Genomic DNA, 21,798 nt, shown 5'->3' on the forward strand with positions numbered 1-21,798 from the left:
TAAAGTATCTGTGATCAGACGAATTAAACATGCTTCTACAGCAACTTGTACTCTACCCATTTATATGGGCTTTCTCATGACAGAACCGAACTCTATTAGCTGCACACAACTTGCCGAGACTTATAACATCTCGCATGATAGTGTAAATCGCTTTCTAGAGCGTGAAGACTACACACCTCACGACCTATATCAAGAAGCAATTCAACATATTGATAATAATAAACTTATAGTCAGTATTGATGATACTGTTTTAGATAAACCGTATAGTCAGCATATGGACTTAGTTAGCTATTTTTGGTCAGGCAAACACCACCGATCCGTCAAGGGTATTAATCTCATTACCTTGTATGCGACAGATCAAAATGGTCAAAATATTCCAATTAATTTCCGAATTTATGACAAATCTGAAAGTAAAACCAAGAATGATTACTTTATGGATATGTTAAGTGAAGTACTCAGTTGGGGTGCAAAGATTCAATTTATTACAGGTGATAGTTGGTATTCATCGACTGGAAATCTAAAAACCATAAGAAAATATGGTATTCGATTTATGTTTGGTATCGACTGTAACCGTAAGGTTTCCCCAGAAAAAGGACAATGGTTTCAACTGCGTTTATTGCCAAATTTCCATCAGGGTCAAGTGGTCTGGCTCAAAGATTTTGGCTTTGTACAATTATTTAAGACTCAGTTAAAAGAACAGCAGAGGTTTTATATTGTGCATCAAGATCAAGATGATTTATTGTCCTTTGAGGGTTTTCATGAATTACATTCAAGTCATTGGAAAATAGAGCAATATCACCGAGTGATTAAACAGGTTTGTCATATTGAAAAGTTTCAAGTAAGACGATCTAAACTGATTTTGAATCATATTTTTGCAGCCTTGATGGCCTACGTCGAGATACAAAAGAACCAGTTTGAGCGGATCTTTGAAAATGTATATCGTTGGCAGAAGAAATTATTTAGACCAATGATCAAAAACTTCATTGATGACTTTATTCTCGATAAAAATCATCTGCTACCACAGAGAATCTATAAATAATAGTGCGTAAGTCCTATGCTTTTACTTTAACTGTAGCCACATTAAAATCTCATACACAATATACATATATTACACTATAAAATATAGATTAAAAGAGTAAATAAAAAGGTAGATCACTCTACCTTAGTACACTATATACATAGTTTAAGTCACTATATATAAAACAATGGGGCTTTATTCATTTTTGTGGTTTAAATTTGCTATAGTGATCACATCTCCCCCCATTTTTTAGATTGTCCCGTGCAAATTAATCCGCGTTACCCTTCGCTCAATCCCAAGCTTTATCATCATCAAATGCCTGTTCCCTTAAAGGGAGCAAAAGCTGGTCATTTCAATGCAGCACTGGCTGATAAATTACAGTGGTCAGAACAGGATAAAGCTCAATGGGTGGAAATCTGTAGTGGACAAAAAACCTTTGCTGAATTCCCCCCCTTGGCCATGGTCTATGCCGGTCATCAGTTCGGACAATGGGCAGGACAATTGGGTGATGGTCGTGGCTTGCTGATCGGGCAAATTCTGGATAAGAACAATCAAACCATCGACTTGCATTTAAAAGGCGCCGGCTCTACCCCCTACTCCCGTATGGGCGATGGCCGTGCGGTATTGCGTTCCGTCATTCGGGAGTATCTGGCGGGTCATGCACTCAATGCTTTAGGCATTGCATCGAGTAATGCCGTGGGTTTCACCTCTTCCACCCAAGGCATACAACGGGAAAAAATGGAACCCGGTGCCATGATGCTGCGGACCTCAGACTGCCATATTCGCTTTGGACATTTTGAATGGATCAACCAATATCAGCCCGACCTTCTAGAAGAATTCGTACAGAAATGCATGGAATGGCACTATCCTGAATGTCTGCAAGCTGAACAGCCAATTTTGGCTTTTGCCACCCAAGTGATTCAACGTACTGCGGTGATGATTGCCAAGTGGCAACTGGTGGGTTTTGCCCATGGAGTGATGAATACCGACAACCTGAATATCACCGGTTCAACCCTCGACTTTGGTCCTTATGGATTTATGGAGCGTTTCCGTCCGAACTGGATGAATAACCACTCGGATTACCAAGGTCGTTACACCTACCAGCAGCAACCGAGTATTGGGCACTGGAACTTATGGATGTGGCTGAACAACCTGATTCAACTCAAAAAAGATCCTGCGGAAAAAGAACAGTTCAAAGAAAATTTAGCGAAATGCTTAGAACATTTTGAAACTACTTTTCTTGAACATTACACCCTTGGACTGTGTCAAAAAATGGGACTGCCAAGTTTCCACAAAGACAGTTTTGATTGTGGCATGGTGTTCTTGCGAATTTTACAGACGGAACAACTGGACTACACTGAAGGCTTTATTCGTTTACAGAATAAGCAATATGAAAGCATTAAAGATGACTGCCTGGACCGCCGCCAGTTTGAAAGTTTCCTGGCTCAATATGAAAACATTCGGGCGAATCAGGATACTGATGAACTGGATGCCGAAATGGCCAAAGCCAATCCGCAATATATTTTACGCAATCACATGGCACAAAAAGCGATTGAGCTGGCAGAACGGGATGATTTTTCCGAAGTCGAGCGTCTGTTTAAATTGCTAAGCCAACCTTATATTAAACAGCCTGATTTAGAACAGCGTGAAGATTTAGCGCCATTGCCAAGTGATGTGTCAGAAGTGATGGTGAACTGTTCATCTTAATTTATTCACAACCACCAAGAAAACTGTGGATAATTTAAACATTATCCACAATTTTGTTTTGGATTATTCAAACTTATGACTTTACACAATCTTGCTTCCCAAACTGCTTTAAAGCTACCTGAAGTAACGATTACCCAGCCTTTTGGCCCGGACTGTGACGTATTTAAAGTCATGGATAAAGTCTTTATGCTGAATTTTCATTTAGAAGGCCAAGCAGCGATTAACTTAAAAGTTATCCCGGATGATGGTGCCATGCTACGGGATATTTATCCTTATATTCATGCCGGATGGCATATGAATAAACAGCACTGGATAACTGTTTATGAGGATGAAAACTTGGATGAATCTTTAGTGCAGGATTTGGTGCAAAATTCTTATGATTTGGTGGTCAGCAAACTGAATAAAATACCGCAAAAACGTATCGCCCTATTAAAGTCAGCAATATAAGAAAAGCGAGCCATTCTCATGACTCGCCTCGTTTAGATTTAATTAAAAAATCAATTCAATCCTCAGGATATTCAAAACGATAGCCCACACCATACACCGCCTGAATCCACTCATGACGGTTACCTGTTTCGGCAGCATCAGAAATTTTACGACGCAGGTTTTTAATATGACTATCAATCACTCGGTCTGCCACATCAAAACTGTCAGGATTAATATGGTCGAGTAATTGCGCACGTGAATAGACTTGACCGACATGTTCCAGGAACAACTCCAATAAACGGAATTCAGTCGGGGTCAGGTTCAAGGTTTTTTGTTGATACCAGATGCGTTGCTGGGCTTTATCCATACGGAACAGGCTGTTCTGCTCAGGTTCAGCATGACGGTCCAGGCGACGTAACACCGCTTGTACCCGTGCAACCAGTTCTTTCGGGCTAAAAGGCTTACAAATGTAGTCATCTGCACCCATGTTCAAGCCCAGTACACGGTCAATCTCTTCGGTTCGTGCAGTCACCATAATAATTGGCAAATCGGACTGTTCACGCACTTTACGGCAAATGGTTAGGCCATCCATACGTGGCACCATCAGATCCAGAATCATTAAACTGGGTTTACGTTGCAGAAAGCTGTCATAGGCTTCTTGCCCATCATGAAACATACTGACTTCAAAACCCGCAGCTTCCAGATAGTCCCGCACCAATTGTGCAAGTTCCACTTCATCTTCTACCAGCATGATATGTTTCATGAATGTTATTCCTTTATTTGTTTAACTGTTTTAGAAAAGTCAGTTTGCAACGCAAACCGCCTAATGGAGAATGATCAAAACTCAACTGTCCACCCATTGCCTGCGCAATTTTACCAGATAATGCCAGACCCAAGCCTGTTCCCCCAGTACTCCGGGTACGGGAATCATCCACACGATAGAAACGTTCGCCTAAACGTGCCAACTGTTCGTCACTCAAGCCAAGCGGACTGTCATCCACAATCACACTCCAATGGGTTGCTGATTGCTTGGTATGCACACGAACCTCGCCGCCTGCTTCAGTATAACGAATGCTGTTACCCAGCAAGTTGACCATAATTTGTTTAAAACGATCTATATCTAATTGTAAATTCGCACCCTCACCCTGCACCGAAATAGATAGATCAGCCTGGGCAAACTTAGGTTTAAAGTTCTCAACTTCCTGCAGCACCACATTCCACGGATTGACATCTGCCATGTAGCATTTCAACTGTTGTGCTTCAGCCTGAGCCAGGTCGGCCAGATCTTGAGTGAGTTTTTTCAGGCTGGTGACCTGGCGCAGCATTGATTCAAAATGTTCCGGTGTCGGTTTGCGAATACCGTCCTGCATCGCCTCAATTTGCGCTTGCAGTACCGCCAATGGTGTTTTTAATTCATGTGAAGTATCTGCCACCCACTGACGGCGTGAGGTTTCATGCTGATTCAGAATAACCGCAAGATGGTTCAACTCTGTCGATAAATCACCCAGCTCATCATTGCGGTTGACTGTGACCTGATGCTGGAAATTGCCTTTGGTCAGTTCGCGGGTCCCTTGCAGCAAACGCTGAATGGGCGTTTTAAAATAAGTGGCCAACAATAAAGCCGCGACCAAGCTGGTCAGGAAAGTTAAACCATATACCAATAATAAATAACGTTTCTGGTTACTAAAGAAGTTAATGCTAGAAGCATCATCCTGATCCAGCACCGGCTTCAAGCCTAAATAACCGACTACCTTGTTATTCACCATAATCGGACGGTATGACACTGGAATATCGGATGGCTCACCGACGACAAACTGTTTTTTGGCATCATACAGCGACAAGCGGGAACTTAAGCCCAAACGGTCTGGCAAAGAGATAAACTGCTTTTTCTTAGTTTGAGTGGGTGTTGCATCGGCAGGCTTATCTTCAGCTTTCCGGTCAGAGCGGAAGATATTCTGATTGGCACTGAGTGGAAATTTAAGCCCTTCAAAAGGCTGATACTCGGAAGGTAAATTCAACTCGATTAGGCGCAACTCTTCTGCGTCTAAAATCGGTTTGCTCGGCCCGGTTTTATTTAAACTCGGAGACACACTCAGCAAGGTATTGTCCTGAAAATAACGCTGTTGCAAGGCAATATCATATTGACGGCGTAACCACCAGCGAGACAGACGGTCATAGTCATCCGGTGCAGCAGTGCCTTCTATTTGCAGGATTTGTGCCTGAATGGCATTGCCCCAGTCATGATAAACCGAATAGACGCCAGCCAGATTACTGATCACATGATCCAGCTTCTGCATTTCCACATCCGCGACATAGCGGGCGAAGTTCTTTTGCATGGTCCAATGCAATACCCCCAGACTCACCGTCGTAATCACCAGGGTGGTGAACAGTACGGTCAGAAACAGGCGTAAGGCAATCGGAACACGGCGAATCTTCAAAAGTTAAGTCTCAATCTTTTTCTCGATGAATTATTGTAACGAACCTTCTAAAAAAATACTCTTCATTGTTTCTTCATCATTATTGTTTAATCTTTAACATATCAAATTTCGTTTTTTCATTGGAGATAACAACAATGAATTCCATGACAAAAATGGCTTTAGTCGGTGCCAGCGTACTCAGTATGGGTGTTTTGACAGCCTGCCAATCGACCAGCACAGTTCAGGACAAAGATGGTGACCACCCGCGCATGATGCGAGATCATCATCCAAAGCATGAGCGTAACATGACACCCCAACAGCGTGAGCAGTGGCAACAGGCCCGTGCCGAACGCCAGCAAATGATGAAAAGCATGAAAACAGCCTGTGACGGTGAAGCCGTTGGTTCTGCGGTACAAATCAAGGCAGGTGAAAAAAGCATTGCTGGGACTTGCGTGACGCATTTCACTCCCGATCGTGCAGAGATGAAGCGCATGCGTGGCGAAATGAGAGCAATGCACATGCAAGCTGATCATCGTACCATGCAGGGTGAAATGAAAGGCATGTACAGGATGCAACATGATGAACCGCTGACTGATGCCAAACGCGCAGAATTGACCAGACAATTTGACCAGCGCCTCGCTCAGCACCAGGCACATCAGCAAGCCATGTTAAAAGCTTGCCAAGGTCAACCTCATGGTAAGGCTGTTCAAGTCAAAATGGGCACACACACCCTCAATGGTAAATGTGAAGTCCACTTTCAGCCTAAAGCCCCTATGGGTTCCACAACAGCAAAACCTGCATCATAAAATTTACCCAAAGTTAAAAAGGCGCAGCTCTGCGCCTTTTTTATTGCCTGTCAAAAATTAAACCATTTGACTATTTATGCCACTCACAAAGCCATAAAAGCATTTACACTCAAGATACTTAGCCATTTCAAATTATAAATCTTTGACTTTACAGTCACCAAGAAAAAGCCCCTAACGCTTGTACCAAGGGGGAAGATGTTGCACGATTGAGCCATACAAATACGTGTCATTGAAGATACGTTCCAATGTTTATTTAGAATTATTAACGCTGGTTAAACCAGTATTGAGGAAACCGATATGCCACAATACAAAGCGCCCTTACGTGATATGCAATTTGTTCTACATGAATTGTTAAATGCTGAACAACATTATGCAAGCTTGCCTGCATTTTCTGACACCGTAAGCCGTGAATTGGTTGATCAATATTTAGAAGCTGCGGCTGACTTCTGTGAAAATGAATTGTCTCCAATCAACCAAAGCGGTGACCGCGAAGGTTGTACCTGGAATGATGGTGTGGTAACTACACCTACAGGCTTTAAAGAAGCCTATCAAAAATATATCGAATTGGGTTTCCCGTCATTATCTGCTGAAGAGCAATACGGTGGTCAAGCCTTGCCTGTTTCTTTAGGCAACGTGATCTCTGAAATGGTGGGTACTGCAAACTGGGCATGGGGTATGTACCCTGGTCTTTCACACGGTGCTGTCCGTACCCTGGAACATCACGGCTCGCAAGAACAAAAAGATACTTACTTGCCTAAGCTGGTTTCAGGTGAGTGGACCGGTACCATGTGCTTGACAGAATCTCACGCAGGTTCAGATCTGGGAATTATCCGTACCAAAGCTGAACCGAATGCAGATGGCAGCTACGCAATTTCTGGCGAGAAAATCTTTATCTCTGCTGGTGAACACGACATGGCAGAGAACATTATTCATATCGTGTTGGCGCGTCTTCCGGGTGCACCAAAAGGTACTAAAGGTATCTCTTTATTTATCGTACCGAAATTTAACCTCAATGCTGATGGTTCACTTGGCGAACGCAATACCGTTCGCTGTGGTTCAATTGAACACAAAATGGGTATTCATGGTAACGCAACCTGTGTACTCAATTTTGATAACGCAAAAGGCTTCCTGATTGGCCCTGAAAACCGCGGCTTAAACTGCATGTTCACATTCATGAACACTGCCCGTATTGGTACTGCGGTACAAGGTCTTTCAGCTTCTGAAGGCGCGTTCCAAGGTGCATTGGCTTATGCCAAAGACCGTTTGGCAATGCGTTCACTTTCAGGTGTTAAAGCGCCAGAAAAAGAAGCCGATCCAATTATTGTGCACCCTGCTGTACGCAACATGCTGCTCACGCAAAAATCTTTTGCTGAAGCTGGCCGTGCATTGGTTTACTTATTGTCTTTCTATGCAGACACTGTAGAGCAAGGCGCAACTGAAGAAGAACGTAAAGCTGCGGACAACATGTTGTCGCTGCTGACTCCGATCGCAAAAGCATTCCTGACTGAAACGGGTTCTGAATCTGCGAAACACGGCGTTCAAGTATTCGGTGGTCACGGTTTCATTTCTGAACACGGCATGGAACAGATTGTTCGTGATACACGTATCTCCTGCCTGTACGAAGGTACCACTGAAATTCAGGCACTGGATCTGTTAGGCCGTAAAGTGTTGGGTACTCAAGGTGCAATGTTGAAAGACTTCACCAAGGTTATCCATAAATTCTGCGAGACCAACAAAGACAATGCGGCAATGAAAGAATTTGTTGAACCGCTTGCTGCTCTGAATAAAGAGTGGGGTGATTTGACCATGCAGATTGGTATGCGTGCCATGCAAAACCCGGATGAAGTGGGTGCTGCTGCAGTAGATTACCTGTACTTCTCTGGCTATGTAACCCTTGCTTACCTATGGGCCCGTATGGCACTTGTTGCTCAAGAAACCTTGGCTGCTGGTACCACTGATGTAGATTTCTACAATGCAAAAGTGACCACTGCCCGTTTCTACTTCAAGAAAATTCTTCCACGCGTTCGCTCACACGTTGAGGTGATTGCGGGTGGCGTTGAGCCATTACTTGCTTTAGATGCTGAACACTTCGCATTCTAAGTGCAGGATTTTTAAACTGAGGTGAGAAAAAGGACAGTCATGTTTTTGGCAGTCCTTTTTCTTTATCAGATAAACAAAAAAATTAACCTTTAGTCGTCTAACCACATGAATTTTCATCTATTAGACTGATCAAACCGAACTGAATCAAACAATAAACAGGTGACTCACTATGCCAATCTATAATGCACCTCTTGCAGATATGAAATTCATTTTGAATGATGTTTTCAATGCAGAACAATTCTGGCAAGCCAATGAAAATCTTGCTCATGTTGATGCAGCAACAGCAGAAGCCATTCTTGAAGAAATGGCCAAGTTTGCGCAAAATGTGACTTTGCCTTTGAACCGTACTGGTGATGAAGAAGGTGCAACATATAGCAACGGTAATGTGACTACACCTGCTGGCTTTAAAGAAGCCTTCAAACAATATGCAGAAGGCGGCTGGATTGGCCTGGGTGCTGACGCTGAATGGGGCGGTCAGGAAATGCCAAAAATGCTGACCGTACTTTCTGATGAAATGCTGTTTGCAACCAATCCGTCTTTCATGCTCTACCCGCTTCTGTCTGTCGGTGCAGGTATGGCATTAAACAGCTATGCTTCCCAAGAGCAAAAAGAAACTTATCTACCTAAAATCTACTCTGGCGAATGGTCAGGGACCATGTGTTTGACCGAGCCACATGCCGGTACAGACTTGGGCATTATTAAAACCAAGGCAGAACGTAATGAAGACGGTACTTATAACATTACCGGTACTAAAATTTTCATTACCGGTGGTGACCATGACCTGGCTGAAAACATCATTCACCTGGTTCTTGCGAAAACGCCAGATGCACCGGCCGGTTCACGTGGTATTTCACTCTTCATCGTACCGAAATTCCTGGTGAATGAAGATGGTTCTTTGGGTGAGCGTAACCATGCAGGTCCAGGTTCAATCGAACACAAGATGGGCATTAAAGCCTCTGCGACTTGCGTGATGAACTTTGACGGCGCCAAAGGTTATCTGGTCGGTAAAGAAAATGAAGGCCTGGCTGCCATGTTCGTGATGATGAACTACGAACGTCTGTCTATGGGTATTCAAGGTCTGGGGGCTTCTGAGTTTGCTTACCAGAATGCTGCGCAGTATGCGACTGACCGTCTTCAAGGTCGTAGTGCGTCTGGCGTGAAATCTCCAAACAAACCTGCTGACAGCATTTTGGTTCATGGCGACGTGCGTCGTATGTTACTGAATGCGCGTGCTAACAACGAAGCCTCTCGTGCCTTTGCGGTGTATGTCGGTCAACAGCTCGACATTACCAAGTTCTCGACCGATGCCGAAGCGGTAAAAAAAGCCAATGACCGTGTTGCGCTATTAACCCCAATCGCAAAAGCTTACCTGACCGATACTGCATTTAACGCAACTTTAGATGCACAAATGGTTTTCGGTGGTCATGGCTTCATTCGTGAATGGGGTATGGAACAATGTATCCGTGACTTGCGTATCTCGCAGATTTACGAAGGGACCAACGGTGTTCAGTCCCAGGATTTGATTGGCCGTAAGACCATTAAATGTGGCGGTGCATTCATTGCAGAATACATCCAGGAAATTCGTGATTTTGCCAATGGCCTGGATGCGGATCTGAACTTCATTAAAGATGCCACTTTAGATGCAGCAGCAGAAGTTGAATCGGTAACGCAATATATTCTGCAAGCTAGCAAAGAAAATATCGACTTCTCGAATGCAGCAGCTGTGGATTATCTGCATGCGGTGGGTCTGCTTAGCTTCTCTTACATGTTTGCAAAAATTGCCAATGCAGCAAAAGCCAAAGACGGCGAGTTCTATCAAAATAAATTGTCGCTGGCGCTTTATTTTGTACAACGTATTCTGCCTGAACTTGCAATGCGCATTACTAAAGTAAAAGCCGGTGCTGAAGTGGTGATGAACTTCTCTGAAGACTACTTTACTAACCAGGCTTAATCCTGCACAAAGATAAGCAATAAAAAACGCCTGCAAATGCAGGCGTTTTTTATGACTCAAGATATCAATTAGATTTTTTCAACAATAATGGAATCTGAAACTTTTTTATTACTCTGTGCCTCTTGATTAATTTTCACAATTTTAATTACGCCCTCGGCTTGTAGATGTTCGCATAACGTAACCAGCTTGTGCATTTCATCCATTTTAATCCCTGAACCCAAAATAAGTTTTTTTCCATTTTGTAAATTATCAATTTTTGCTCTGTACACGACAAATTTCATAGGATCCTTGTCCTATCAGGCTTTTTCTTTCTTAAAATTGCTAGCACTTTCTTAAATTCTTCTTTTTTTCCAAAACCAATCAAACGTAGAATAGCCATTTGAACATAGTCCAAACCGTAGCGAAATAAACTTACTGAAAGTCGTCCATGCTTCTTTATTTTTATCGCTTTTTTCCGATCATGTTGCCATTCACCTGTTAAATAGCACCAACAGAAACCGATAGCTAGCACTGCTATCAATTTCTTGACTCGTCTAGGGTCTGTTAAACGAGTATTTTCAAGATTGAATCCACGTCCTTTGAGACAACTAAATAACGTTTCGATTTCCCAGCGTAATGCATAATCACGAATAGCAGAAGCATTAAACATAGGAGAAACAACAAGTAAAAGCTCTCCATCTTCTAATCGTAGCGCACTAATATACAGTTTCACTCGACCAACCCAAATACGTCGTTTACGACATTCAGTTTGACCAACTTGAAGATGACGAAATAAATCACTAATTTTATGATTCTTGGCTAAGTGATTGGTCACAATAAAGTTTTTTTAACACGTATACAGAAGTTAATGTCATTTTCAATTAACCATGTAAACCATTTCTCACCGATAAATTCTCTGTCTGCAAACACATTCACAATACGATCTTTACCAAAAATGGAGATAAAGCGTTGAATCAAAGCAATACGCTCTTTTGTATCTGAATTTCCACGTTTATTGAGCAATGTCCAAACAATAGGTATCGCTATTCCACGATAGACGATGGCTAACATCAAGATATTAATATCTCGTTTTCCCCATTTCCAATGAGTTCTATCCAAAGTTAATTGGACTTTATCGAATGAAAATATATTGAAAATTAACTGAGAAATTTGACGATAATCGAAATGCTGATCTGCAAAGAAGCGTTGTATACGTCGATAAAATGATTGTGGTAAGCACTTGATGGGTAAGGCTTTAGATGCAGAAGAAAGATTACATGTCTGTTTTACAATTAATGCAAGCATAATCAGTGTAAAACATTTTGCATGTGACTTGTTCCACTTTAGATATTTGTTTAAGATGAGATGTAACTCATTGAAATGTGTCATCATATTCGTCGTCAGAAAACAAGTATTATGCCATTATTTCAATGAGTTATCTTTTTTTGTCGTGTACAAAGCAATTTTTGTTTGAATTGTTGCTAACATTTTCTTTTCCCTGATCAATGAAATAACCCTTCATACATTACATGAATTTCGTATAAAAAAAATACAATCACTTAATTTTTTATCCTCTTTCATTTTTTATTCTTTAATGTGCATGAAACTTGCATACTATTTAATAATCAATTTCATACAAACAATCATTCAAGAGACAGGAGGAAAAGATGCCAAAACCTGATAACAAAGTTGAAAGGATTGAGACCCTCCTTGACCGTTTCGGAAATATTGCCGTAGAAAGTTTTCACTATATTGCCCTGTTTATTATTGGCTGTATGGTGATCTGGTCTGCCGGACATACGGTATTTGAAATTTTAACCATTAAACAGTTTGCGACCATCGATGATATTCTGCTGCTGTTTATTTATCTTGAACTGGGCGCCATGGTGGGTATTTACTTCAAAACCAATCACATGCCGGTACGTTTTTTAATTTATATTGCCATTACGGCTCTGACTCGTTTACTTATTTCAGATATCCAGCATGACCATAAAGCCGATATGGATCTGGTGATTATTACCGGTTCAATCCTGATCTTGGCATTTTCGATTTTGGTGGTGCGTTTCTCTTCCTGGACCTACCCGTCTGTGATTCGTGATAAACATTCAGAAAAGCCACTCCCTGCAGATAAAACTCCACAACCGCAAGATGATGAATTAGCTTAATATGTTAAAAGCCCCTCTTTTTAAAGATGAGCCATATATGGCGCAAGAGGGGAGATTGAATCATTAAAAATGAATCTTTAACGATTCGGCACCAACACATAACGACCATTTTCAAATATCCAATGGCTGCCAGTCGGTGGTGCAGGCAAACCCAAACGTTGCCAGTCGGAGATAAAGGTCGTGTTTGAACTTTCAATTCGGGCGGTTTTCGGATCACCATTCACCCAGCTATAGCTTTGAGAATTTTGTGTAATGGTCGTGGGTGCCTGATATTGAATGCTGATGCCATTCTGAATGGTCGGATAATTCTGATGATGCGGTAGACGCTGCGGATAATTCGGGTAGTGCTGTGGATAATGTTGCTGCTGATGTGGATAGTGATTTTGAGGATAACTATTTTGCGGATAATAAGGACGAGGCTGGTAGCGAGTAGTATCTACCCCACGATAATTTGACCAGCGATTTTCTGCTTGCGTTGTTGCAGAAGCCCCCAAAAGCATCATGCCAATCAAAGCACAAAGAGCTGTTAATTTCATAAGAGCCACCTACCATACATTATAAAGCTTATTGTAATTCCTAGTTTAGGATAAAAAATGAATAAAAAAACAGCAAATGCAAAGTTTTGTAAATGAAATATTTCTCGAGTTTTCTCTTGAGACACATCCCGGCTCAAATGATGAATATGCTAAAATGCAGTTTTTTATTATGGGATCAAACAGAGTGTCTGATTTAAGTTTTGACCGCCTACATCAATTCTTTTGCAAGGTTCCAAGTATTCAAGAATCTTTAATTAATGCCTATGGTTCAGATGGTCAACATGCCTGGTGGTTTAAATTTCAAATCAATGTGGAACATCCTCTGGCATGGCAAACCGTACAGGAACTGGGTCATGTATTAAATTACATTTCCAAGAATGAACGTTTACCGACACAGTTTTTGCCGGTTTCTCCGCCACCTTATATGAATGGTGAAGCCAAAGAGTTTTTGGCTTGGGTCATTCAGTGCAATCATCCCGATTTTTCACCTGATGTGGTCTGTGACTGGTTAGAAGCACGTTTACCGCAGCCGGTTGAAGATGAAAGCCAGTGGAAAATTAAAACGGATTTAAAAGAGCTGGATAAACTCTCTGACAAAGATCTGGATCAGATGGTTCCGCCTAATCCTGAAAAGTAAAGTTTTATTATTTTACCTCTCCCTTGCGTAGCAGTGCTACTCATCTCCTGAAAGGAGAGGGAACTCCTTCTCCCTCTGGGAGAAGGTTGGGATGAGGGACTTAAAACGTAGACAATCCGCTCCATTCCATAAAACGGTAAATTCCATATTTCAATGTCGATTCATCTGCATATTGACTGTAATCCACACTCATGTTTTTGCCATCCAAATTTGACCAAACACTATCAAAATAAGCTTGAGCATCAATAAATACAGAGGCTTGTGATGAACCGACTACCCGCAAATTGGTTTCCAGATTATAGTTTTTGATGTTCCGTGCAGTGAAATTTGCAGACCCCAAAATCAGGTCAGACTGCTGTGCATTTGATTTAATGATCATCTTGCTATGACATTGCTCACCTTGGGTATTACACCAGCGTACCGGCACACCGGCAGCATTTAATTCAGAAGCCACCTGCCGGTTAGGAATTCCATTTTTTTTACGCCCAAACGCATCTTTATTCGGATCGAGCAAGACACGAACTTTTACCCCACGCTCATGTGCAGCAATCAGGGCTTTGACAATATGCCGTTCAGACAAATAGAACATGGCCAAATCAATCTGCTCTTTAGGCTTGGCAGTTTCAATCAGTTTGAGTGTTGCATCGTAAATCGCTTTTTCAGTCAGCACCTGAACTTGAGGTAAAGACCGATCCCCTTCAAACTCGCCAATAATGACCATTGGAATGTCAGCTTTGGACATCCGGCCTACAGCCTGTTCGGTCTTCAATACATCAATGGCTGTATTGCCCGTTACCAGCAAAGCCACATTAGAATGACGTGAACTGCCATCATGCGGATTGGCTGAAGTCACCAAAGCTTTCCAGCCCTGAGCCGTATCCACCACCAGAGTTTTACGGTGATTGGCCTTAAAATTAAACAGATTAAAATAACTGCGCAGGGTAATTTTTTCCTGACCAAACGGATTGGCAAGCCAGCCTCTTTCAGGATTATTGCCTGCATCCTGACAACAGAGATACCAGAAGCCAGACCATACTGGATTGGATGCACGCAGCGGTCTTAAATCCGTTTCAATCACGTCAATGCCTGCACTACGTAACTGACGATAATGCTCGGGCGCAAGACCACCATAGACTGAATTAATCGGGTCGGTAATCACCTTAATTTCAATATTGGGCTGCACACCGCGTTTTAAAATCAAGGCATCCGTGAGTTGTTGCGCCAATGCCTGATGAGATAGCGTTGACTCGCCGACTTCACTATTGAACAAGAACATATCCAGTACAATGGTGGTTTGTGCTTCATCAATCAATTTTAACATTTCATTAAAAATATGATGGTCTTGCTGCTGTTTTCCACTTGCATCCAGATAGGTTTGATCTGCAATAAACTTCACCTCGGCATGACGTAACTTACCGGTAAAATTCAGGCCTTCAGGCAAGGGTTTATATGTATGATAAATGGCCGATGAGAGATATCCCAATGCCAGCAAACCGATGATCACGCCGGCATAACGACGGCCTGACCAATTCAATTTCTGATGAATTCGTTGAAAAATACGCATAACAAAAAACCTAGTCCAATATCATCAGACTAGGTTTTATGGCTTGATTTATCAAGAGGATTTCTGTTTCACCTGCTTGAATCAGCAGATTTCAGGATGACTTTTGCCTAGAAACCGAATTCCAGACCAACAGTAAAGTTACGTCCCACTTGCGGAATATTCGACAGGAATGAAGCATGTGAATAAACTTGATCATCCAGCAGGTTATTGGCTTTAAAGTAGACACGATAAGTATTTTTATCAGCAAGAGTATTGGCATAACTCAAGCCCAGATTAACCATGTTATAGCCCTGAGTTTCATCCTCATAGCTGGCAATTTTGTCCTGATTAAACACATGGTAATACTCAGCCAGACCCGACCAGTGATCGTCAAAGCTTGCATCCACTTTGGTACCTAAACGACCTGCCGGAACGCGAGGTGCATTTTCACTCTCGATTTTGCCACGCACATAATCACCAAACACACCCACTTTGTAGGTATCGTTTAGGGCATAAGAGGCCGCTGCTTCAGCTCCATAGAACTTGGCTTTGTCTTGGGTATATTCAACCAGGCGGAAATCTTTAAAATTACCCAGGGTTTGGGCATAAATATAGTGATCAAACCAGTTGTGATAGACATGCACATGATAATCCAGCGGACCGTTTTCATAATGCAGACCAAGCTCCAGATTATTGGATTTTTCTGCAGCCAGATTTTCATTGCCGCGTTCATAAGTGTTGGTCGCGAAATGTTTACCATTGGCATACAGCTCTTGCGCCAAAGGCAGACGTTCTTGATGAGAACCTACCAGCGATAATTTATAGTTAGGTACAAATTCCCAGTTCAGCGCGCCTGAGTAGGAAAAACCATAATCATCAAAGTCTTTTTTATCAGAATCGATGTCAAGTTTTTGCTGATCCAAACGTGCACCGAGTTCCACATGTACATCATCAAACTGTTTATGTTCTAAGGCAAACAGACTCCACTTTCGGGTTTTGGTCGGATCCAGCAAAGCTTCTTCACCGCTAATATCCAGCTTTTGCTGATTATATTGAGCACCGATCATCCCTTCCCAGTTTGCAATCGGATTGTGGACCAATTCTAAACGTGCATCATAGCCTTTGCTTTTAAAGGTGGTTTGCGCAGCATTCTCTTCAATTTCATCATGCTTGTAATCGGTATAGCTGGCATGGGCACGAAGCTTTTGAAACCCGGCAAAAGGATCATTGAGTTCGGTACGGAAATCATAACGTTCGGTTTTCAAATCGACCCATGGTCCCGCTGCATGCTCTTCATGCGTATGCCCGGGTTGCTGGCCACAGCCAATTAAGGCATTACCGGACACCTGACAATCTTCATATTCATGACTATGCCCCGGCAAGCCATACTGGTCCTGACGGTTACTGTATGAAATGCCGCTAAAGCCTCGGTCATGAATCCAGGACAATCCAACATTAACCGTTTCACCTTCAGCAAAGGTATTCCCGACACGGCGTTCTTTTTCTAATTCGCCTTCATGATCATGAAAATAATCCGGTGCAATATAGTCATTGGCTTTACGTTTTGAACCTTCAACCCGTAACGCAACCTGATCGGCTAAAGCAACCGTGACACCCGCACTAGCGAGTTTTTCATCACTACCCGTGTTGTAACGTAAGCCCAGCTGACCTTCATAACCCTTGTCAGGCATTTGCGTTGGAATTTTATTATCTGTGACATTGACCAGTCCACCCACTGTTCCTGCGCTATACAGTAAAGTCGATGGTCCCCGAATAATCTCAACCTGTTTTGCCAGAATCGGATCAACCGTCACCGCGTGGTCAGGGGACAAGGTTGAAACATCCGCAGTTTCAGAAGCATGTTGCAGGACTTTAACACGCGCACCATCTTGCCCGCGGATCACCGGACGGCTGGAACCTGAACCATACTGATTGGAAGATACCCCAAGCTCACCTGTCAAAGCATCACCAATAGTCGTACTGCCTTCGGCAAGCTTTTTATGATCAATGACCTGATCAGCCACTGCAAAATCTGCAGCCGACTGTACCAGGGGGTGTGCCTGCAATTTGAGGGTGGCAAGTTGTTGAGTCTGAGTATCCTCATCAGCAAAAACAGCAGGTGCAATGACGGCAAAAATAGAGAGTGTGATTAAATTCTTATGAACAAGCATGGAACGGACTCAAGGCTGCAATTTCTAAATAACGTTATAATATAACATTGCATTTTTTTTGCAATCCTTTACGATAAACAGCTACATGTTTTATTAGAATGTTTTTAAATAACCTGAGTTCGACGAAATCTGCTTAGCCTTTTAGCATATTTTGGAAAGTTGGCTTATTGGGATTCAAACAATAAGCCACTACAGCAGCCATGATATTCACCATGAAGTTATTTACCGAACGATGACGTGAATGTTCAAGTTGATGTAAATTTTTTAATTGATCATTCACGGTTTCGATCAATCCTCTTCTGCAAAGTAATTGTTTTTCTTCTTCAGTTTGGATGGGTTTATTTTTCATATTCCGACGTGATGGGGTCAATATTTTCAGTCCTCTTGCTGCTAAAGTTTCGGCTTTTGCTTTGCTCAAATAGCCTTTGTCTCCGAGTAGGATTCCTTTTAATTCTTGAGTTAAAGATTCTAATATAGCAACATCATGAACATTTCCCGATGTCAGTTTGAGATTAATAATTTCACCTAAATTATTGATAACGATATGTAATTTAAAACCATAAAACCAACCCGTACTACTTTTTCCACGGCCGGCCAAGCCTTTAAATACACGATGCCTTTTAATCCGAAGATTATGGCAAACTACCAATTTAGTGGAGTCAATGATACTGATTCCCGTATCTTTTCCTTTCACCTGGTGGAAGAAACTACTCAGAGCTTGCAAACAACGGGGCATGATTTCAATAAATCGGTTGTAGCTAAGCAGTTTAGGAAAAGCAGATTTCCAGAATGGAACGATCATTTGGCAATAAAAATATTTGAAGAATCTAAAACCGGATTGATGAAATAAAATGACAATGGTCATTGCTTCAGACAAGCTCAAGGCTGACTTTTTCAGCTTGGATTTTTGATCAGAAATTAAAGCTTTTTCTAAAGATTCATTAAATGTTTTGCAGAAATCGTCCAAAATACAAAATAATTCGGTAATATGATCCATCGAGAAGCCTTGTTTTATAACATTTTGTATTGAGAACCAATATGTTATAAATTCAGGGCTTTTTTTCTACTCTTTTTTATATCGAACTCAGGTTAAATACTTTTTATCGCATTAAAACATTATTTTATTTATGCCCTTTACCCTATCTCATGCTGTCCTTGCCCCACCCATTTCCTACCTGACTGGAAACCGGCTTCCGGTTGCCGCACTGGCGATTGGCTGCATGGTGCCAGACCTTTATCGTCTGTTTAGCCAAGATCATTCCAATAGCACTCATTTATGGTCCTCCCTAATTCATCCAGACTTGTGGATCGGGCTGGCTTTTTGTGCCATCTGGTATCTGATTTACCGGCCTGTGATCTACCGCTTTCTCGGTATCCGGCATGAACTGAATATCACCAGCTTCTTTGCAGCATTTAAGTTTTTTACAGGAGTCTGTCTGGCCGTGATGCTGGGTACAGCAACCCATCTGATTTGGGATGGTCTGACCCATGTGGATTTTCGTACCTTTGCCTTGCATGACCTTCTCAGTCAGCAGTTTCAGATTTTAGGACAAAGCTATCCCCTGCACCGCATTTTACAGCTTGGGAGCTCCTTCGCAGCCCTGCCATTTATTTTATGGATGAGCCTGCATTACTATCGGTGCCATCGGCAATCCCTGGCCCTTAGCCACAAAATCAAAGTTTTTGCTTGGGGCTTATTCGGACTGTCGATTCTCACTGCCTTGTTCTCGGTCTGGGACTATATGCACTATATTCCTGATGAGGTGTGGCAATCTGAGCTGTATTATTTTACCGGCCGTTCCATCAATGAATTCAGTCAGGGCTTTTTGATGGTATTCAGCCTGGGCTGTTTACTGTTTTTATTTCTGGACCAGAATCGGCGTATGGGCTAATCAAATAGCCCACTTTCCGCTTATTCACTTTAAATTGTTGCTGTTTTTGTCTCAAGTTCTTGTGACTATATGCCCAAAGAGGCATAATTCAACATTCGAAAAAAGCGGTACGCTGTTTACGTATACGCTGACCTTAACCCATATAGTTGGATTTTTTACGCTATGATGCGAACTCATTACTGTGGCTCATTAACTGAAGCCCAAATTGACCAAACCGTAACATTATGCGGTTGGGTACACCGTCGCCGTGACCACGGTGGTGTTATCTTCCTTGACATGCGTGACCGTGACGGTCTTGTTCAAGTGGTTATCGATCCAGATACACCAGAAGCATTCTCAACTGCGGACAAGGCACGTTCTGAATTCGTATTAAAAATCACAGGTCGTGTACGTCGCCGTTATGAAGGCACAGAAAATGCCAACATGGTGAGTGGTCAAATCGAAGTTTTAGCAAAAGACATCGAAGTTCTTGCTACTTCTGAAACGCCTCCATTCCCATTGAATGATGAAAATACCAACATTTCTGAAGAAATCCGTTTGAAATATCGTTTCCTGGATATCCGTCGTCCAGAAATGTTAGATCGCCTACGTTTCCGTTCTAAATTGACAAACCTGATTCGTAACTACTTCGAAGAAAATGGTTTCTTAGACGTTGAAACTCCGATCTTGACCCGTGCTACTCCAGAAGGTGCTCGTGACTATTTAGTACCAAGTCGTGTTTCTAACGGTAGCTTCTATGCACTCCCACAATCTCCACAGCTATTCAAACAGTTGTTGATGGTGGGCGGTATTGATCGTTACTACCAAATCGCTAAATGTTTCCGTGATGAAGACTTACGTGCTGACCGTCAGCCTGAATTCACCCAAATCGACGTTGAAACATCGTTCATGAGTGACGATGACATCATGGATTTGATGGAGCGTTTAACCGTTAAGATGTTCGATGAACTTCTTGGCGTGAAATTCGACAAATTCCAGCGCATGACTTATGCAGATGCAATGCGTGACTATGCATCTGACAAACCAGACTTACGTATTCCTTTGAAACTTGTTGACGTTGCAGACATGATGCAAGATGTTGAGTTCAAAGTATTCGCAGGTCCTGCCAAAGATCCTAAAGGCCGTATCGTTGCGCTTCGCGTACCGGGTGCTGGTTCTCTTCCACGTAGCCAGATCGACGAATACACTAAATTCGTGGGTATCTACGGTGCGAAAGGTTTGGCTTACATTAAAGTCAACGAACTTGAAAAAGGCATCGAAGGTCTGCAATCTCCAATCGTTAAATTCATCGAGCCAATCGTACTTGATTTGTTGAAACGTGTTGGCGCTGAAAATGGTGACATCGTATTCTTCGGTGCAGATAAAGCTAAAGTTGTAAACGATGCAATGGGCGCTTTACGTATCAAGATCGGTCATGACATGAACATGGCGACTTGTGAGTGGGCTCCGCTTTGGGTGGTTGACTTCCCGATGTTCGAAGAAACTGACGATGGCAAATGGACTTCTGTTCACCACCCATTCACACTGCCAAAATCAAGTGTTGAAGAAGTGAAGAACAATCCAGGCCAAGCATTGTCTGTGGCTTACGATATGGTATTGAACGGTACTGAAATCGGTGGTGGTTCACTTCGTATCTATACGCTCGAGATGCAAAAAGCGATCTTTGAAGCGCTGGGTATTTCAGAAGAAGAAGCAGAAGAAAAATTCAGCTTCTTGCTGAATGCACTTAAATTCGGTGCACCTCCTCACGGTGGTTTGGCATTCGGTCTGGACCGTCTTGTCATGTTGATGACAGGTTCATCTTCAATCCGTGACGTGATTGCATTCCCGAAAACCAAAACTGCTGAATGTCCGTTGACTCAAGCACCAGCACCAGTTGAAGGTAATCAATTACGTGATTTGGGTATTCGCTTACGTGAAAAACCAAAAGCTGAAGCTCAACAAGAAGCTTAATTCTTGCCTGATTCAGTGATCAAAAACCCTGCTTGATGCAGGGTTTTTTATTGAATTGAGATTGATTCCGGGTAGTGGCATAATAATGCTGTTTTTTTATTATTGAGTTAAACAAGCTATGGCTATGCGTCCCGCTGTTCGTAATCGTGGCATTATGCTCATTGTGTTTTCTATTGTACAGTGGCTATTTATGCGTTATATCTTGGCCAATGACTTATTTAACATGGATACTAATCAACGTATTCTTTATTTTTGTGTAAGTAGTCTAGGTGGGGCCTTACTTATTTTTGTCGGCTTGATTTATATGGTTTTAAAAGGCAATGCCGATAAAGCCGAATAACTCCCTTCTTTAGCCACTGCCTGGTGACATTCCTCAGTGGTTTTATCTTGTTTTATTTTGTGCTGAAAATATTTAACTCCTGATCTGTGATTTAGACATGGGGCAGCAGCAGCATTGCTGTAATAAAACTCTTTGCAAAATTTTCTTCTTATAACCA

At 42.2% G+C, this 21,798-nt stretch carries 19 protein-coding genes; 11 read left to right on the forward strand and 8 right to left on the reverse strand.

Annotation, left to right across the window (positions count from 1 at the left end; translation table 11 throughout):
• The first annotated feature begins 10 nt into the window (after positions 1–10).
• From JFY49_RS12840 to JFY49_RS12850, 3 genes are all read left to right on the forward strand, one after another.
• Complete coding sequence (locus JFY49_RS12840) at positions 11–1,039, forward strand: transposase (protein WP_200224774.1); 1,029 nt, start codon at positions 11–13, stop codon at positions 1,037–1,039.
• A 240-nt stretch (positions 1,040–1,279) separates the two neighbouring features.
• The gene (locus JFY49_RS12845) at positions 1,280–2,725 is read left to right on the forward strand and encodes a protein adenylyltransferase SelO (RefSeq protein WP_200223130.1); all 1,446 of its coding nucleotides are present in this window, start codon (positions 1,280–1,282) and stop codon (positions 2,723–2,725) included.
• A gap of 75 nt (positions 2,726–2,800) precedes the next feature.
• Positions 2,801–3,172 (forward strand): MmcQ/YjbR family DNA-binding protein, encoded by a 372-nt coding sequence (locus tag JFY49_RS12850; RefSeq protein WP_200223131.1) that lies wholly within the window; start codon positions 2,801–2,803, stop codon positions 3,170–3,172.
• Between the two features lie 55 nt (positions 3,173–3,227).
• Here JFY49_RS12850 and JFY49_RS12855 read toward each other — a convergent pair whose 3' ends face one another.
• On the reverse strand, positions 3,228–3,914 hold the full coding sequence (locus tag JFY49_RS12855; RefSeq protein ID WP_131274647.1) for a response regulator: 687 nt from the start codon (positions 3,912–3,914) through the stop codon (positions 3,228–3,230).
• Between the two features lie 13 nt (positions 3,915–3,927).
• Positions 3,928–5,589, reverse strand: a complete 1,662-nt coding sequence (gene baeS / locus JFY49_RS12860) for a sensor histidine kinase efflux regulator BaeS (protein WP_200223132.1) — start codon at positions 5,587–5,589, stop codon at positions 3,928–3,930.
• 134 nt (positions 5,590–5,723) lie between these two features.
• Between baeS and JFY49_RS12865 the strand changes: the two genes are divergently transcribed.
• From JFY49_RS12865 to JFY49_RS12875, 3 genes are all read left to right on the forward strand, one after another.
• Positions 5,724–6,374 (forward strand): hypothetical protein, encoded by a 651-nt coding sequence (locus JFY49_RS12865; protein WP_200223133.1) that lies wholly within the window; start codon positions 5,724–5,726, stop codon positions 6,372–6,374.
• 297 nt (positions 6,375–6,671) lie between these two features.
• On the forward strand, positions 6,672–8,474 hold the full coding sequence (locus tag JFY49_RS12870; RefSeq protein ID WP_200223134.1) for an acyl-CoA dehydrogenase C-terminal domain-containing protein: 1,803 nt from the start codon (positions 6,672–6,674) through the stop codon (positions 8,472–8,474).
• Positions 8,475–8,643: 169 nt separating this feature from the next.
• A complete protein-coding gene (locus JFY49_RS12875; protein WP_200223136.1) occupies positions 8,644–10,425 on the forward strand; it encodes an acyl-CoA dehydrogenase C-terminal domain-containing protein in 1,782 nt (593 codons plus the stop codon).
• A gap of 68 nt (positions 10,426–10,493) precedes the next feature.
• On the opposite strand, the gene JFY49_RS12880 is transcribed toward JFY49_RS12875, so the two are convergent.
• Both JFY49_RS12880 and JFY49_RS12885 read right to left on the reverse strand, forming a co-directional pair.
• Positions 10,494–10,706, reverse strand: coding sequence for a hypothetical protein (locus JFY49_RS12880; protein WP_200223137.1), 213 nt, complete (start codon positions 10,704–10,706; stop codon positions 10,494–10,496).
• Positions 10,703–11,793, reverse strand: a protein-coding gene (locus JFY49_RS12885; RefSeq protein ID WP_200224877.1) for an IS4-like element ISAba33 family transposase whose coding sequence is annotated in 2 segments (ribosomal slippage) — positions 10,703–11,253 and positions 11,253–11,793 — 1,092 coding nt in all. Because the reading frame shifts where the segments join, the coding sequence is not laid out codon by codon here. The genes JFY49_RS12880 and JFY49_RS12885 overlap by 4 nt, the downstream gene beginning before the upstream one ends.
• A gap of 278 nt (positions 11,794–12,071) precedes the next feature.
• Between JFY49_RS12885 and JFY49_RS12890 the strand changes: the two genes are divergently transcribed.
• Entirely contained in the window at positions 12,072–12,569 is a 498-nt protein-coding gene (locus JFY49_RS12890) for a phosphate-starvation-inducible protein PsiE (RefSeq protein ID WP_200223139.1), read from the forward strand.
• A 77-nt stretch (positions 12,570–12,646) separates the two neighbouring features.
• Here JFY49_RS12890 and JFY49_RS12895 read toward each other — a convergent pair whose 3' ends face one another.
• Positions 12,647–13,105, reverse strand: coding sequence for an RcnB family protein (locus JFY49_RS12895; RefSeq protein WP_200223141.1), 459 nt, complete (start codon positions 13,103–13,105; stop codon positions 12,647–12,649).
• Between the two features lie 184 nt (positions 13,106–13,289).
• Here JFY49_RS12895 and JFY49_RS12900 point away from each other — a divergent pair, with 184 nt between their 5' ends.
• Positions 13,290–13,742, forward strand: a complete 453-nt coding sequence (locus tag JFY49_RS12900; protein ID WP_180042863.1) for a hypothetical protein — start codon at positions 13,290–13,292, stop codon at positions 13,740–13,742.
• A 100-nt stretch (positions 13,743–13,842) separates the two neighbouring features.
• Here JFY49_RS12900 and JFY49_RS12905 read toward each other — a convergent pair whose 3' ends face one another.
• From JFY49_RS12905 to JFY49_RS12915, 3 genes are all read right to left on the reverse strand, one after another.
• Positions 13,843–15,306 (reverse strand): phospholipase D family protein, encoded by a 1,464-nt coding sequence (locus JFY49_RS12905; RefSeq protein WP_200223143.1) that lies wholly within the window; start codon positions 15,304–15,306, stop codon positions 13,843–13,845.
• A 107-nt stretch (positions 15,307–15,413) separates the two neighbouring features.
• Positions 15,414–17,456, reverse strand: a complete 2,043-nt coding sequence (gene znuD / locus JFY49_RS12910) for a zinc piracy TonB-dependent receptor ZnuD (RefSeq protein ID WP_200223144.1) — start codon at positions 17,454–17,456, stop codon at positions 15,414–15,416.
• Between the two features lie 133 nt (positions 17,457–17,589).
• Positions 17,590–18,453, reverse strand: a complete 864-nt coding sequence (locus JFY49_RS12915) for an IS982 family transposase (protein WP_200223145.1) — start codon at positions 18,451–18,453, stop codon at positions 17,590–17,592.
• A 130-nt stretch (positions 18,454–18,583) separates the two neighbouring features.
• Here JFY49_RS12915 and JFY49_RS12920 point away from each other — a divergent pair, with 130 nt between their 5' ends.
• From JFY49_RS12920 to JFY49_RS12930, 3 genes are all read left to right on the forward strand, one after another.
• Positions 18,584–19,348, forward strand: a complete 765-nt coding sequence (locus JFY49_RS12920; protein WP_200223146.1) for a DUF4184 family protein — start codon at positions 18,584–18,586, stop codon at positions 19,346–19,348.
• Between the two features lie 162 nt (positions 19,349–19,510).
• Positions 19,511–21,301: an aspartate--tRNA ligase gene (gene aspS, locus JFY49_RS12925; RefSeq protein WP_086197526.1), complete on the forward strand. Its 1,791-nt coding sequence runs from the start codon at positions 19,511–19,513 to the stop codon at positions 21,299–21,301.
• A 118-nt stretch (positions 21,302–21,419) separates the two neighbouring features.
• Positions 21,420–21,641, forward strand: coding sequence for a hypothetical protein (locus JFY49_RS12930; RefSeq protein WP_086197527.1), 222 nt, complete (start codon positions 21,420–21,422; stop codon positions 21,639–21,641).
• The last annotated feature ends 157 nt before the right edge of the window (positions 21,642–21,798 follow it).

It is taken from the genome of Acinetobacter sp. CS-2 (assembly GCF_016599715.1).
GTDB lineage: Bacteria > Pseudomonadota > Gammaproteobacteria > Pseudomonadales > Moraxellaceae > Acinetobacter.